The following is a 12,355-nucleotide window of genomic DNA, read 5'->3' on the forward strand; positions in this document are numbered from 1 at the left end:
ATCGATCAGCAACTCGCAGACCCGCATGCCGGATGATGTGCCAGGGAAGCGATCCGTGAGATCGCTCCCCTGGTGACGTGTCCGCATAAACGTTACATCAAGGTGTTTTGCGGCAACCCCAACAGGCCGGTCAGGGTGTTGATGATCGCTTGTTGTCGGGCACGGTCTGTCTGGTGCACGGCTTCTGCGGCGGCGACATCGGCGTTGCAGTGGGGGCACGTCACTTCGTGTGCATGAATGTACTGCAAGCAGCCACGACACAGCGCCAGTTGCGGCGGAATACGCCCTTCGTCCGGCGATTTCTGGCCCTGGTTCGCCCAGGCCAGTTTGATCACCTGGCCGCTGTCGCTGACGCTGTTCACCTTCTCGCCGGTATCGATGCGCTCGGTAATCAGATCAAAACGGCCGACGGCGAAGGAGGTTTTTGCCGCGTCCTCGAGTTTAACGATGCGCTCACGCAGCCCGCGTTTTTGCAGGTCCAGCGCGCGATAATGGCAGTAGGGATTGTTGCCGGGTTTGCCGAGCAGGGAGTGCGACGTCCAGGTGCAGCCGCCACGGCAGACGTCGTTGTAATAGCAGCTTCGGCAGTAGCCCCACAGGTCGTCGACCCCCCGCAGGCGACCAAAGTGCATGCCTTCGCTGTAGTGCCAGATATCGTGCAAGCTCATGTTGCGTACGTTGCCGCCCGAAAACCCCACCGTGGCCAACGACGGGCAACCCTTTACCGTGCCGTCGGCTTCCAGCGCCAGCACGGTCTGGCCGGCGGCGCAGCCACTCCAGTGCACGCGCTCGTCGCCGAAACCACGCCACATGTGCTCGTAAGGGCCGTAGTAACCAATATTGTTGCCCACGTTCATCAGCAGGCCGCGATCGACCCCTTCGCGGTAGAGGCGCGCCAGCAATGGCATCACTTCCAGCAGTTGGTAGGGTTGCAACAACAGCTCCGGGTGATCGACGGCATTGCCCATGGCGACCGTCAGCTGGATCTGCCAGTGAGTGGCGCCGAGGTCGATGATCAGGTCCATCAGCTCGGGCAGGTCGGGCAACGTGGCCGCGCCGATTTGTGTGTTGACGCTCACTGCAAGCCCGGACTGTTTGGCGCGTCGCAGGGTGTCCACCGCCTTGTCGAACGAGCCCGGAACATTGCGCACTGCGTCATGCAGTGGGGCCAGTCCATCCAGTGACACACCGACGCCATTGAGTCCGGCGTCCACCGCTGCCTGCATTTTCGCGGGCGTCAGGTTGCGCCCACCGGTTTGTATCGCGCAATACATGCCGTGATCGTGGATGGCCTGGATCAGTTGGGTCCAGTCTTTGCGCAAATACGCTTCGCCGCCGATCAGAGTGATCTCGCGGGTGCCGAGTGCTGCCAGGGAATCGATGACGTCCAGGCATTCCCGGGTATTCAGTTCATCGGGGCGTCGATGGCCGGCGCGTGAGCCGCAATGCAGGCATTTGAGATCGCAGGCCAGAGTGATTTCCCAGACCACATGCACCGGCACGTAGCGTTTGAGGTCGGTTTCACTGAGGTAGCGGGCAGGGCGACTGTCTGACATGGGAAATCCTTGCGCACCAACGCGTGCGCGGCACGAATCCATCGAAGTGTTCGCGCCTTCCTTGAGTCAATGGCGCGACCGGATTTACCTTTTGTTGTAGGTCAATAGCGCGGACCCTGTAGGTGCGGGCTTGCCCGCTCCCACAGGGGTTTGCGCTTAACTGACTGGGGGTTAGCGGGCCTCCAGGCGGGCGATTTCAGCCTTCAGTTGCTCCAGCGCGCTGCGCAGGGCACCGCTGTTGGCCAATTGCTGTTCACCCTGGCTCACCACGGACTTCAGTTGCGCCAGGTCACCGCTGGTTTGCGCTTGCTGTACCGCGACGGCATAGAGCGGTACCGCATGGTGCGGATGCTCTGGGCGCTCAATCACGGGGGCCTGGCTGACGGCGGCGTGTCTTACGGTAGTCCAGTGATCCTGATCGAAGTACTTGTAGTCGGCAAAACCGCTGGCCCAATCACCACCTAAAATGCCCCGTAGGTCGAAGGTCTGGGCGATCTGGCTGTAAGGGCCACTAGGGCTGCCATCCAGGGAGAGGAGGATATGGCTTTCCGCCTCGGGAATCAGTTTTGCCTCGGAGTAACTACCCCAGACACGGGCACGGAAGTTGAGTGGAGGGTAGGTACTTTGATAAATGCTGGCCATTCCGCTGACTTTCTTGTTGACGGTATCCACCAGCAGATCCAGGGTTAAAACCGGTGCGCCCAGTAGATGATTGCTGACATTCAGGCGGGTATGAAAAAGTCCGATTGACATGGTGCTACTCCCTTATTTGTATTCTGGACAACTCGGGCATGTTTCGTGGGTAGATCAACGGCGTTCCTGCCGGCTGATTTCACCCTTGGCCGTTTCGAGCGCACTTTGCAGCTGGGGTTGCTGATCCAGTTGTTGTTGAGCCAGGCGCGCCAGGTTTTTCATCTGGGCCAGGTCACCGCTGGCAATGGCACTTTGAATCGGCGCGGCGTACAGCGGCATGATCGGTGGATACGGCAGAATGACCGGGCCGGGCTCCAAAGGCACTGATTTATAAGCGTTGGAGGGTACAGACTCGACGAGATGGGCGGGAGCATTGACCTGGACCCACCGCTGACCATTGAAGTACTCGTAATTGGCGACGCCTTCTCTCCAGTCGCTACCGACCACCAGATGCAACTTGAAATTCACGACGGAGTTCGAGCCTGGGCCGCCATTATTGCCTTGAACGGTAATCAGGATCTTGCTGACGCCAGGTTTCATAACCGTCAGGTAGGTATATTCGCCCCAGACATCGGAGTGCACATCCAGCGGCGGGTTGGTGGCCTGAGTGATGGCGGCAGTGCCGTTTACTATTTGGTCAGGGGTAAAGACCAGAAGATTAAGTGCCAGACTTTGTGCGCCCGGTGCCGAAGTACCAATTCGGTAGCAGAGTGGGAACAGGCCGACAGGTTGCTGATTAGAACCAGACATAATTATTGCCTCCATTGCAATAAGGGGAGCGGAAATAGCTATTTAGTGCTTTTCCAGGCGTGCGACTTCCTTGGCCAACTGCTCGTAAGCGGCATTTAGCTCTTTATTTTCTGGCTTGGATGCATCGCGTTGTTTCAACAGCGTCTTCATTTGCGGCAGGTCGCCTGCCTTGATCGCGCCTTGGATGGCCACCCCATAGGGGGGCATGCTATGGCGAGTTGAAGTGCTCATAACGATTCCTTCCGTGGTGTTTGCGGGCACTGCTGTCATCAGCAGTTTTTGCAGTTAAGCAGGCGCCGATAAATATGCAATGGACTGCACCGGAGTAATGTTTAATATTATTTTATTAATAGCGACGCGTTTGGGTATGAAGTGTTTGATATTAAGAATGGCGATAGATTAACGCGCTTTCTCATCATTCATTATTGTTGTTATCGCCATTGATAATGAGTGATGGATTCAAACAGCACTGACCTTGCGCCCGAACCGTTCTCGATACACCGAAGGCGGTACTCCGACCACGCTGCGAAATGCCACCCGGAAACTTTCCACTGAGCGATAACCGCAGTGTTGGGCAATCTGATCGGTGTTTTGATTCGTACTCTCCAACAGCTCGCGGGCCCGGGCCAGGCGTTCATGTTGCAGCCACGCTTTGGGCGGCATACCACTGGCTTCGGTGAACCGTCGCAGGAACGTGCGCTCACTCATGGCCGCCTCGCTGGCGAGGTCGCGAACCTCCAGCGGTTCATGCAGACGTTCCCGTGCCCACTGCATGACCCGCGACAGGTCGCTGCGCGGCGTCGGGCTGACCGGTGACGGAATGAATTGCGCCTGGCCACCGGTGCGTTGCGGCGACATTACCAACCGCCGCGCCACCGAGTTGGCCACCTGCGTGCCGAAATCCCGCGCGACCAGATGCAGGCAGGCATCAATGCCGGCGGCGCTGCCGGCCGAGGTAATCAACTGACCCGAATCGACATACAGCACATCCGGGTCCACCAGAATGTTCGGGAAACGCTCGGCCAGTTCAGTGGTGTAGCGCCAATGGGTGGTGGCGCCGTGACCGTCCAGCAAACCGGTGGCCGCCAGTACGAATACCCCGGAACAGATCGACAGCAACCGCGCGCCTCGGGCATGAGCCTGACGCAGGGTGGCGAGCAAGGGCTCCGGCACCGGCGCGCTGCGGTCGCGCCAGCCGGGGATGATGATGGTTCGGGCGCGCTCAAGCAGTTCCATCCCGCCGTCGGCCAGCACCTGAATGCCGCCCATGGCGCGCATCGGCCCTTGGTCGACGGCGACGATGCGGTGCTCGTACCAAGGGAAATCGAACTCTGGCCGCGCCAGGCCGAAGATCTCCACGGCAATGCCGAATTCGAAGGTGCAGAGGCCGTCGTAGGCCAGAATCGCGACTAAACCTGGGGTGTGCTGCATTTGGCGGAAAGTTCCCGGTGAGTGTCTTGTACGCCACTGTAGCGGCAAGGCCGGAGCAGATAAAGTTTTCTCACACCCACTGAGACTTTGGAGTACAGCCCATGCCTAGCCTGGTTCGCGAGATTCCCGCAGCCCCGTCCGCCATCGCCCTGATGCACTTCAGCAATCGTCTGACTTTCGAGACCGATTGTTCCGACGTCTACAGCAGCCAAGAAGCCGGCGAGGTGGATTTTGTTCTGGTGGACGTGCGCGGACCGTTGGCGTTTGAACGCGGACATGTGCCGGGCGCGATCAACATCCCGAGTCGGTTGATCACAGCTGACACTCTGGCGGCCCATTCGAAGTCCACGTTGTTTGTGGTCTATTGCGCCGGACCTCACTGCAACGGCGCCAACAAGGCCGCGGTGAAACTGGCGGCGCTGGGTTACCCGGTCAAGGAGATGATCGGCGGGGTGACCGGGTGGCTGGATGAAGGATTCGAGTTGAGTGTTGCGGTGGCTCGCACCGCCAAGACAGTCATTGGTTGCGAATGCTGATGTTCAGGTACAGGTGATCAAATGTGGCGAGGGGGCTTGCCCCCGTTCGGCTGCGAAGCAGTCGTAAATCCTTGGGGATCGCGGTGACTGGTTTGGGGCCGCTTCGCGACCCAACGGGGGCAAGCCCCCTCGCCACAGGATACTGTCCACCACTCATCCAGCGTCACCTGCAACCAGTCAAACACCGCTGCATAAGCGACGCTGTCCTGTGGCTCCCGGGGCAGCGGTGATTCCTCGCCAAAGTGCTCATTGAGGATCGCCACCGATTCAGCATTCCATTCCGGGTGGAACTGCAACCCCACCCGCGTCGGGCCAACGCGATACATCTGCTGCTCACAAACCTCGCTGCTGGCCAGCAACTGCGCAGCGGGGGGCAGATCGATCGCGTCTTCATGCCACTCCAGCACCTTCAGCGTCTGGCCATCGGTAAAGGTCACGGTAGTCCAGCCGGTTTCGGTGTGAGCCATCCGCCGCACATTGCCGCCCAGGCTCAGCGCCAGCAACTGCGCCCCCAGGCAAATCGCGAACACCGCCGCGCCCTGATCCAGGCTGCCCGCCAACCACTGACGCTCTGTTTTCAGCCATGCCGGCCCGGCACCTGATTCATAAGGCCCACCCAATAGAATCAGCGGTGCCGCGCTCACCGGCGGCAACTGACCGAGGTCGGCGCGAAACACGTTCAGGGTAATGCCTCGGGACCGGGCCCATTCGGCAATGGCGCCGGGGCCTTCGGCAGGATGGTGCTGGATCAGATTCAGCGCGGGCATCACGTTTCTCTTGTGGGGGCGGTTGGTGGGTCAATGTGAGGCAAAAAATGGTTCATCGCCAGTGCGACGCTTTGATCGGATCAGTACCCGAAAACGTGTAGGTTTTGTCTGAAGCAAAGGATTGTCCTACAGTCCTTGCACCACCTCGGAGCACACTTCAAGTGCCTCGAATCCCTCGGCTTCTTTTCTATAAGTATTTGTCGCCTAAACACAATTTGCCCTCCTGTAGCCGCTCTAGACTGCCGGCCACTTCGGTCTTCACTGGCCGAAAGTTGCCAATCGAAAGCTGCCAATAAAAGCCTCCGCACACAGGAGTTATAAATGAAGAAGCGAGTGATGTTCGGTGCCCTGGCACTGTCGATGTTGTCCCTGACCGCCGTGGCCGAAGACGCCAAACCGATTCGCCTCGGGATCGAAGCCGGCTACCCGCCATTCTCGATGAAAACCCCCGACGGCAAACTCACCGGTTTCGACGTGGACATCGGTGACGCGCTGTGTGAACAGATGAAAGTGAAGTGCACTTGGGTCGAGCAAGAGTTCGATGGCCTGATCCCGGCCCTGAAGGTCAAGAAAATCGACGCGATCCTGTCGTCCATGACCATCACCGACGACCGCAAGAAGAACGTCGATTTCACCATCAAGTACTACCACACCCCGGCGCGCTTCGTGATGAAGGAAGGCACCAACGTCAAGGATCCACTGACCGAGCTCAAGGGCAAGAAAGTGGGTGTACTGCGCGCCAGTACCCATGACCGCTTCGCCACCGAAGTGCTGGTGCCGGCCGGCATCGACCTGGTGCGTTATGGTTCCCAGCAGGAAGCCAACCTGGACATGGTTGCCGGTCGCCTTGACGCGATGCTGGCCGACTCGGTCAACCTGGACGACGGTTTCCTGAAAACCGATGCCGGTAAAGGCTTCGCGTTTGTCGGCCCGACCTACGAAGACGCCAAGTACTTCGGCGGCGGTGCCGGCATCGCCGTGCGCAAGGGCGATAAAGAACTGGCAGACAAATTCAACACCGCCATCACTGAAATCCGTGCCAATGGCAAGTACAAGCAAGTGCAGGACAAGTACTTCAACTTCGATGTTTACGGCCATTAATACGCCGTAGAAAAAAGTGGCCACCGTTGATGCGGTGGCCATTTTTTTATTCGATCTAAATCAGGCTGCGATTTAATGTGGAAGCGGGCTTGCTTGCGAAGACGGCCTCAAAAGCGGCGAAGATGCCTGGGCCATCATCGACACCCCGCTTTACAGTGTTAGGCTCTGCCCCGAATCCTGCGCACTGTGAAGGAAGGTTTATGTTGAAGTTTCTCGCTCTGCTCACGCTCCTGGCGTCCACCGCCGTCCACGCCCAAACCCCGTTGCACACCGATCTGCCACTCAAATACCTGGAACAGGCCAACGTTGAATCCCGTAACCAGCCCCTGGTGATTTTCCTGCACGGTTACGGCAGCAACGAGCAGGACCTGTTCGGTATCAAGGATGAATTACCGCCGCAGTACAACTATCTGTCGGTGCGGGCGCCGATGACGTTGGAAGAGGGTAGTTACCAATGGTTTCGCAAAAAGGGCGAGGGTGCCTATAACGGCGAGACGGACGACCTGAAGGCCAGCGGCCAGGTGTTGCTGGATTTCGTCGCACAAGCGGCAAAGAAGTATCACACCGAAACGGACAAGGTTTTCCTGGTGGGTTTCAGCCAGGGCGCGATCATGTCCTACGAGGTTGCATTGCGTCATCCCGAGGCGGTGGGCGGCATTGCGGCGTTGAGCGGGCGCATCCTGCCGGTACTCAAGTCCGAACTCAAACCGGATGAAAAACGCCAGTCGCTGGCGATTTTCATCGGTCATGGCACCGCCGACAAACGCCTGCCCTACAACGACGGCACCGAGGCCGACAGCCTGTTGCAACGGCTGTCACTCAAGCCCGAGTTTCATGCCTACGAAGGTGTCGGCCACAGTATCAGCGCCACCGAGATGCAGGATTTGAGCGCCTGGTTGCAGCGCCTCAATCCCTGAGCCGGTCGGGTTTATTTGCCGGTGATGATCTGGTTCACCAGCGTTTCGTGGCCGGTTTTGTCGTTGGGGCGGGAGATGACCTGAATGATGGCCATGCGCGTGCCGGAGGCGGCCATCAGCGAGGTATCGAGGGTCATGCCACCGCCCTGGGTGGCGGTGCTGTCGATCTGTCGCAGGCCCAGCCCCGTGCCTTTCTGGGTCAGGCTTTTTTCGCTCAACTTGTTGAAGTCCGGCAAGGCGTTGCGTTGCTCGGTGGCGAAGGCGGACGCGGTGGCGTCGAGGAACTCACCGTCGTTGTCCTTGACGTTGGCGCCGCCGGGAATGGTGTTTTCGGCGGCGATCACCACGGTTTTGCTGGTCTGGTTGGTGTACATCGTGCCCGTCGCCCCAGCGGTGCCGGTGGCCGCGTCGCCGGCCGGCAGCGGATTGGCGATGAAGCCCTTGGGCAGGGTGAAGGTGAACTTGCCGCCGAGCATCGAGACCTTCTGGGTCGGCGCTTTGTCGCTGGTAGTGGCCTTGGCCGCCTGCGCATTCAAGGCTCCCAGGCTGGCAGCCGCTGTCAGCAGCAGAACAACGGCTTTTTTACTCAACAATGACATTCAAACTCTCCGTGGGATGGTCGTGCTATGACGGCGATCATCCCATGGATCGCGAACAGCGTGCAGGGTGATCATGGTTGCCGTTCGTTGAAACGATAAGGTATTGGGCGCAATGCCCGTTGTTTAGTCACCAACAGCATCCCCAACGACGCGCCTATCCCCAATGCAAATCCCATCCAGCCAAACCTGGGCAATGCCAACGCCAGCACCAGACAAAACGCCGCGAACGAATACATCCCGGTTGCCGTGGCCCTGAGCAACGCCGCCGTAAATGCCGGACCGCGAGTCTGCTGGGAAAACACCGCCATCACACTGCCCAGCACCGGGAATACTGCAAGCAACCCGCTCCAACGCTCGCCGACGGTGCTGGCCAGCACCGTCACGGCCAACGTGAGCAGGGCGCCAGCCATCATGCGCAGGAGCAGTTTGTCGGATTTGGGCGCCGGGCCTGAAACGACGGGTTGCACCGAGGGAAACAGGTACGGCGCGGCCAGCAACGCGGTGGTGGCGGCGATCACCGAGAGCGCCAGCGATGGCGGGATCAGCGACAGCACAACAGCCACCGACGCCCAGACCAGCAGCGCCATCGTTAGCGCCCACGGCCAGCTCAAGCGTTGTGCGACCTGGGCATACGTCACGCAGAAGGCAATCATCGCGAACATGGCTGACAGCGCCGCCGTTGCCGCTTGAGCGGCGAACACATGGCCTTGCTCGATGGCGAGGAACAACAGAATCGGCCCGACCACCACCGGCAACCCCGACAGCCAACCGGCCACGCTTGGTCCCCAGCGTTTACCGGCCAGGGAAATCAGCAGCAGAAACCCCGGGATCACCAGCAGCTTGAGCATCAGCACGCACGCATCTCCATTTGTGTGTGCCGGTCACGTTAGCATTGCGGGCGATGGATTGCTTAAGGCGGTCTCTGCGCAAGCGTTGAGCGCCTACACCCGGGTGCGCGAAACGTCTAAGCTGCGCGCTCCCACCTGTTGACGGATGCTTGCGTGAAATTCAGTTTGCCCAAAGTCGGCACCGCGCCGTTTTGCCCACCGGAAGTGGCCGGCACGGTTGCCGTTGACCCTGGTGCTTCGTTCTACAAGCGCGTTCTGCGTTTTGCCGGCCCCGGTTTGCTGGTGTCCATCGGCTACATGGACCCGGGCAACTGGGCCACGGCCATCGAGGCCGGTTCGCGGTTTGGCTATAGCCTGTTGTTCGTGGTGTTGCTGGCGAGCATGGCGGGGATGGTGGTGCAGTGTTTGTGCTCGCGTCTGGGTATCGCCACCGGGCGCGACCTGGCGCAGTTATGCCGGGAGCGCTACAGCACGCGGACCGCACGGACCCAGTGGCTGCTGGCGGAAATTTCGATCATCGCCACCGACCTTGCCGAAGTGCTTGGCTGCGCCTTGGCGTTCCACTTGCTGCTGGGTTGTTCGCTGACGTTTGGCATCGCGCTCACCGCGTTCGACACGTTGCTGGTATTGGCCCTGCAAAATCGCGGCTTTCGTCGGCTGGAGGCGATCATGCTGGTGCTGGTGGGCACTATTGGCGCGTGTTTCTTCGTCGAACTGCTGCTGATCAAACCCTATTGGCCGGATGTCGCTCGCGGTTTCACACCGTCACTTTCGGTGATCGGCGATGCGGCGCCGTTGTACCTGGCCATCGGTATTCTCGGGGCCACGGTGATGCCGCATAACTTGTTCCTGCATACCTCGATCGTGCAGACGCGGATGATCGGCAAAGACCTGGCCAGCAAGCAGGACGCGGTCAAACTGGCGCGCATCGACACCATCGGCTCCCTGGCCCTGGCACTGCTGGTCAACGCGGCGATCCTGATTCTTGCTTCCGCGGCCTTCCACAAGACCGGGCACACCGACGTGGTGGACATCCAGGATGCCTATCACTTGCTCGATCCATTGGTGGGCGGGGCGTTGGCCAGTGTGTTGTTTGGTGTGGCGTTGCTGGCGTCGGGGCAGAGCTCGACCTTCACCGGCACCATCGCGGGCCAAGTGATCATGGAGGGCTACCTGAACCTGCGCTTGCCCTGCTGGCAACGGCGCTTGATCACTCGCGGGCTGGCGCTGATCCCGGCGTTTATCGGCGTGTGGCTGATGGGCGACGGGGCAATCGGCAAACTGCTGGTGTTGAGTCAGGTGGTACTCAGCCTGCAACTGCCATTCGCGTTGTACCCATTGATTCGCATGACCAACGATCAGACGCTCATGGGGCCGTTTGTGAATCGGCTGCCAACTCGGGTGTTGGCGTGGGGATTGTTTACGGTAATCAGTGCGGCCAACAGCTGGTTGATTTTGCAGTTTGTGGGCTGAGTCATTCTTTTGATCTTCACCCCCGCTCAAACGCCTCAACCAGATAATCGATAAACACCCGGGTCTTGGCCGGCATCAACGTGCGGCTCGGGTAATACAGCGAGATCGATCCCGCGTCGGCATGCCAGTCCGGCAACAAGCGCAGCAGTTCGCCGTGCTGGATATGGGCGATGACATCGGGCGACACCAGCAGCGTCACACCAAGGCCGAGCAGGGCCGCTTCACGCATGGCGGCAGGGTCATTGAGCACGATGTTTTCACTCAGCTCGGCGCTGGCTTCATTGCCCACGCTATCCCGCATCACCCATTGGCGCACCCGCCCGGTGCGAATGCCGCGCATCACAATGCCGTTGTACTGAGCCAGGTCCGCCGGGCTGCTGGGCAGGGTGCGTCCGGCCATGTACGCCGGTGAGGCCACCGCCACCACATCCGCCGCTGCCAACGTCCGCGAGACGACCCCGGGTGTCAGCTCGAAACCGCCGCCGATAGCGGCGTCATACCCTTCGGCGATCAGATCGACCTGGCGGTTTTCAAAGTGCCATTCCAAGCGAATCAGCGGGTAGCGCGCCAGAAATTCCGGTAACAGCGGCAACACGTGGTCAATGCCGAACGTCGGCGCCAAGCTGACCTTGAGCACCCCCGCCGGCTCCCCGCGATCACTGGACACCGCACTGATCGCCGTCTGCAGCGCCTGCAGATTGCCGCCGATGCTGGCCAGAAAGCGTTCGCCGGCTTCGGTCAGTGACAGCTTGCGGGTCGAGCGCTGGAACAGCCGCACACCGATATTGCGTTCAAGCATCGCCACGTTGCGGCTGACGGCGGCGGGCGTCAGTGCGAGCAACCGTGCGGCGGCGGAGAAGCTGCCGGTTTCAGCGCTGCGCACGAAAGATTCGAGGTTGGCGAGTGTTTCCATCTCAGACACCTGATATTAATACTTGAAGATCATTCAACTCATTACCGTCTAATAAAGTGGTAATGGCAAGCGCAGTATTCACTCCACCAACCCACTACGGAGTGAACACCATGAGCACTATCGGAATCATCGGCGCCGGCGCCATCGGCACAGCCTTCGCCAAAGCATTGTCCCGTCAGGGCATTGAAGTCGTCATCGCCAACAGCCGCGGCCCGGAAACCCTGGCCTCACTGGTGGAAGAACTCGGGCCGACGGCGCGGGCCGGCACCCGTGAAGAAGCGGCCGCGCAGCCGATCGTTCTGGTCGCGGTGAACTGGTCGAAATTGCCAACGGCACTGGCCGGATTGCCGGATTTCGGCGGGCGGATTGTCATCGACGCGAACAATTCGATCGAGGCGCCATCGTTCAAAGCGGTGGATTTGCAGGGCCGTCCGTCCAGTGAAGTGTTTGCCGAATGGGTACCTGGCGCGCGGGTGGTCAAGGCCTTCAATCACCTTCAAGCGCATCTGCTTGAGAGTGATCCGGCGGCGGAGGGTGGGCGGCGAGTGTTGTTTCTTTCTGGTGACGATGCCGAGGCCAAGGCTCAAGTGGCAGCGCTGATCGAGCGATTGGGCTTCTTTGGAATCGATCTGGGCGAACTGAGTGTCGGGGCGCGGCTGGTGCAGTTCCCGGGCGGTCCGTTGCCGGTCTTGAACCTGGTGAAATTTGCCTGAGGGCCAGAGGTTTCCAGCCGTTGTGGTGAGGGGACTTGCCCGCGAAAGCGGTGTGTCA

13 protein-coding genes and 1 pseudogene are annotated in these 12,355 nt (G+C 60.0%); 5 read left to right on the forward strand and 9 right to left on the reverse strand.

Annotated elements, in window-relative coordinates:
- Positions 1 to 92: 92 nt before the first annotated feature.
- The 5 genes from AC30D7_RS17630 to ftrA all read right to left on the reverse strand — a co-directional run bounded on the left by AC30D7_RS17630 (position 93) and on the right by ftrA (position 4,430).
- Entirely contained in the window at positions 93 to 1,556 is a 1,464-nt protein-coding gene (locus AC30D7_RS17630; RefSeq protein WP_490134906.1) for a GDL motif peptide-associated radical SAM/SPASM maturase, read from the reverse strand.
- Positions 1,557 to 1,727: 171 nt separating this feature from the next.
- The gene (locus tag AC30D7_RS17635; protein WP_490134907.1) at positions 1,728 to 2,309 is read right to left on the reverse strand and encodes a DUF1842 domain-containing protein; all 582 of its coding nucleotides are present in this window, start codon (positions 2,307 to 2,309) and stop codon (positions 1,728 to 1,730) included.
- A 54-nt stretch (positions 2,310 to 2,363) separates the two neighbouring features.
- Positions 2,364 to 2,999, reverse strand: a complete 636-nt coding sequence (locus AC30D7_RS17640; RefSeq protein ID WP_490134908.1) for a DUF1842 domain-containing protein — start codon at positions 2,997 to 2,999, stop codon at positions 2,364 to 2,366.
- Positions 3,000 to 3,041: 42 nt separating this feature from the next.
- Positions 3,042 to 3,230: a DUF1843 domain-containing protein gene (locus AC30D7_RS17645; protein ID WP_490134909.1), complete on the reverse strand. Its 189-nt coding sequence runs from the start codon at positions 3,228 to 3,230 to the stop codon at positions 3,042 to 3,044.
- 228 nt (positions 3,231 to 3,458) lie between these two features.
- Positions 3,459 to 4,430, reverse strand: coding sequence for a transcriptional regulator FtrA (gene ftrA, locus AC30D7_RS17650; protein ID WP_490134910.1), 972 nt, complete (start codon positions 4,428 to 4,430; stop codon positions 3,459 to 3,461).
- A gap of 101 nt (positions 4,431 to 4,531) precedes the next feature.
- Here ftrA and AC30D7_RS17655 point away from each other — a divergent pair, with 101 nt between their 5' ends.
- Entirely contained in the window at positions 4,532 to 4,966 is a 435-nt protein-coding gene (locus AC30D7_RS17655; protein ID WP_490134911.1) for a rhodanese-like domain-containing protein, read from the forward strand.
- Between the two features lie 137 nt (positions 4,967 to 5,103).
- Here the strand turns inward: AC30D7_RS17655 and AC30D7_RS17660 are convergent.
- Positions 5,104 to 5,733: pseudogene (locus tag AC30D7_RS17660) on the reverse strand (type 1 glutamine amidotransferase); the annotation flags it as partial.
- Between the two features lie 321 nt (positions 5,734 to 6,054).
- Here AC30D7_RS17660 and AC30D7_RS17665 point away from each other — a divergent pair.
- Positions 6,055 to 6,834: an ABC transporter substrate-binding protein gene (locus tag AC30D7_RS17665; protein WP_018928073.1), complete on the forward strand. Its 780-nt coding sequence runs from the start codon at positions 6,055 to 6,057 to the stop codon at positions 6,832 to 6,834.
- 200 nt (positions 6,835 to 7,034) lie between these two features.
- Complete coding sequence (locus AC30D7_RS17670; RefSeq protein ID WP_490134912.1) at positions 7,035 to 7,751, forward strand: alpha/beta hydrolase; 717 nt, start codon at positions 7,035 to 7,037, stop codon at positions 7,749 to 7,751.
- An 11-nt stretch (positions 7,752 to 7,762) separates the two neighbouring features.
- Here the strand turns inward: AC30D7_RS17670 and AC30D7_RS17675 are convergent, their stop codons facing one another.
- Positions 7,763 to 8,350: a DcrB/PsbP domain-containing protein gene (locus AC30D7_RS17675; RefSeq protein WP_490134913.1), complete on the reverse strand. Its 588-nt coding sequence runs from the start codon at positions 8,348 to 8,350 to the stop codon at positions 7,763 to 7,765.
- A gap of 71 nt (positions 8,351 to 8,421) precedes the next feature.
- Positions 8,422 to 9,204 (reverse strand): hypothetical protein, encoded by a 783-nt coding sequence (locus AC30D7_RS17680; RefSeq protein WP_490134914.1) that lies wholly within the window; start codon positions 9,202 to 9,204, stop codon positions 8,422 to 8,424.
- A 147-nt stretch (positions 9,205 to 9,351) separates the two neighbouring features.
- Here AC30D7_RS17680 and AC30D7_RS17685 point away from each other — a divergent pair, with 147 nt between their 5' ends.
- Complete coding sequence (locus AC30D7_RS17685; RefSeq protein WP_086945471.1) at positions 9,352 to 10,671, forward strand: Nramp family divalent metal transporter; 1,320 nt, start codon at positions 9,352 to 9,354, stop codon at positions 10,669 to 10,671.
- 16 nt (positions 10,672 to 10,687) lie between these two features.
- On the opposite strand, the gene AC30D7_RS17690 is transcribed toward AC30D7_RS17685, so the two are convergent.
- Positions 10,688 to 11,584 carry a LysR family transcriptional regulator gene (locus AC30D7_RS17690; RefSeq protein WP_018928067.1) on the reverse strand — a complete coding sequence of 299 codons (897 nt, stop codon included), beginning with the start codon at positions 11,582 to 11,584 and terminating at the stop codon, positions 10,688 to 10,690.
- Positions 11,585 to 11,694: 110 nt separating this feature from the next.
- On the opposite strand from AC30D7_RS17690, the gene AC30D7_RS17695 reads away from it, so the two are divergent.
- Positions 11,695 to 12,297 (forward strand): NADPH-dependent F420 reductase, encoded by a 603-nt coding sequence (locus AC30D7_RS17695; RefSeq protein WP_018928066.1) that lies wholly within the window; start codon positions 11,695 to 11,697, stop codon positions 12,295 to 12,297.
- The last annotated feature ends 58 nt before the right edge of the window (positions 12,298 to 12,355 follow it).

The organism is Pseudomonas sp. DF5 (genome assembly GCF_058148225.1).

Coding starts and splice junctions, on each gene's coding strand:
- AC30D7_RS17630 (WP_490134906.1), bottom strand. CDS start 1,556: ATGTCAGACAGTCGCCCTGCCCGCTACCTCAGTGAAACCGACCTCAAA.
- AC30D7_RS17635 (WP_490134907.1), bottom strand. CDS start 2,309: ATGTCAATCGGACTTTTTCATACCCGCCTGAATGTCAGCAATCATCTA.
- AC30D7_RS17640 (WP_490134908.1), bottom strand. CDS start 2,999: ATGTCTGGTTCTAATCAGCAACCTGTCGGCCTGTTCCCACTCTGCTAC.
- AC30D7_RS17645 (WP_490134909.1), bottom strand. CDS start 3,230: ATGAGCACTTCAACTCGCCATAGCATGCCCCCCTATGGGGTGGCCATC.
- ftrA (WP_490134910.1), bottom strand. CDS start 4,430: ATGCAGCACACCCCAGGTTTAGTCGCGATTCTGGCCTACGACGGCCTC.
- AC30D7_RS17655 (WP_490134911.1), top strand. CDS start 4,532: ATGCCTAGCCTGGTTCGCGAGATTCCCGCAGCCCCGTCCGCCATCGCC.
- AC30D7_RS17665 (WP_018928073.1), top strand. CDS start 6,055: ATGAAGAAGCGAGTGATGTTCGGTGCCCTGGCACTGTCGATGTTGTCC.
- AC30D7_RS17670 (WP_490134912.1), top strand. CDS start 7,035: ATGTTGAAGTTTCTCGCTCTGCTCACGCTCCTGGCGTCCACCGCCGTC.
- AC30D7_RS17675 (WP_490134913.1), bottom strand. CDS start 8,350: ATGTCATTGTTGAGTAAAAAAGCCGTTGTTCTGCTGCTGACAGCGGCT.
- AC30D7_RS17690 (WP_018928067.1), bottom strand. CDS start 11,584: ATGGAAACACTCGCCAACCTCGAATCTTTCGTGCGCAGCGCTGAAACC.
- AC30D7_RS17695 (WP_018928066.1), top strand. CDS start 11,695: ATGAGCACTATCGGAATCATCGGCGCCGGCGCCATCGGCACAGCCTTC.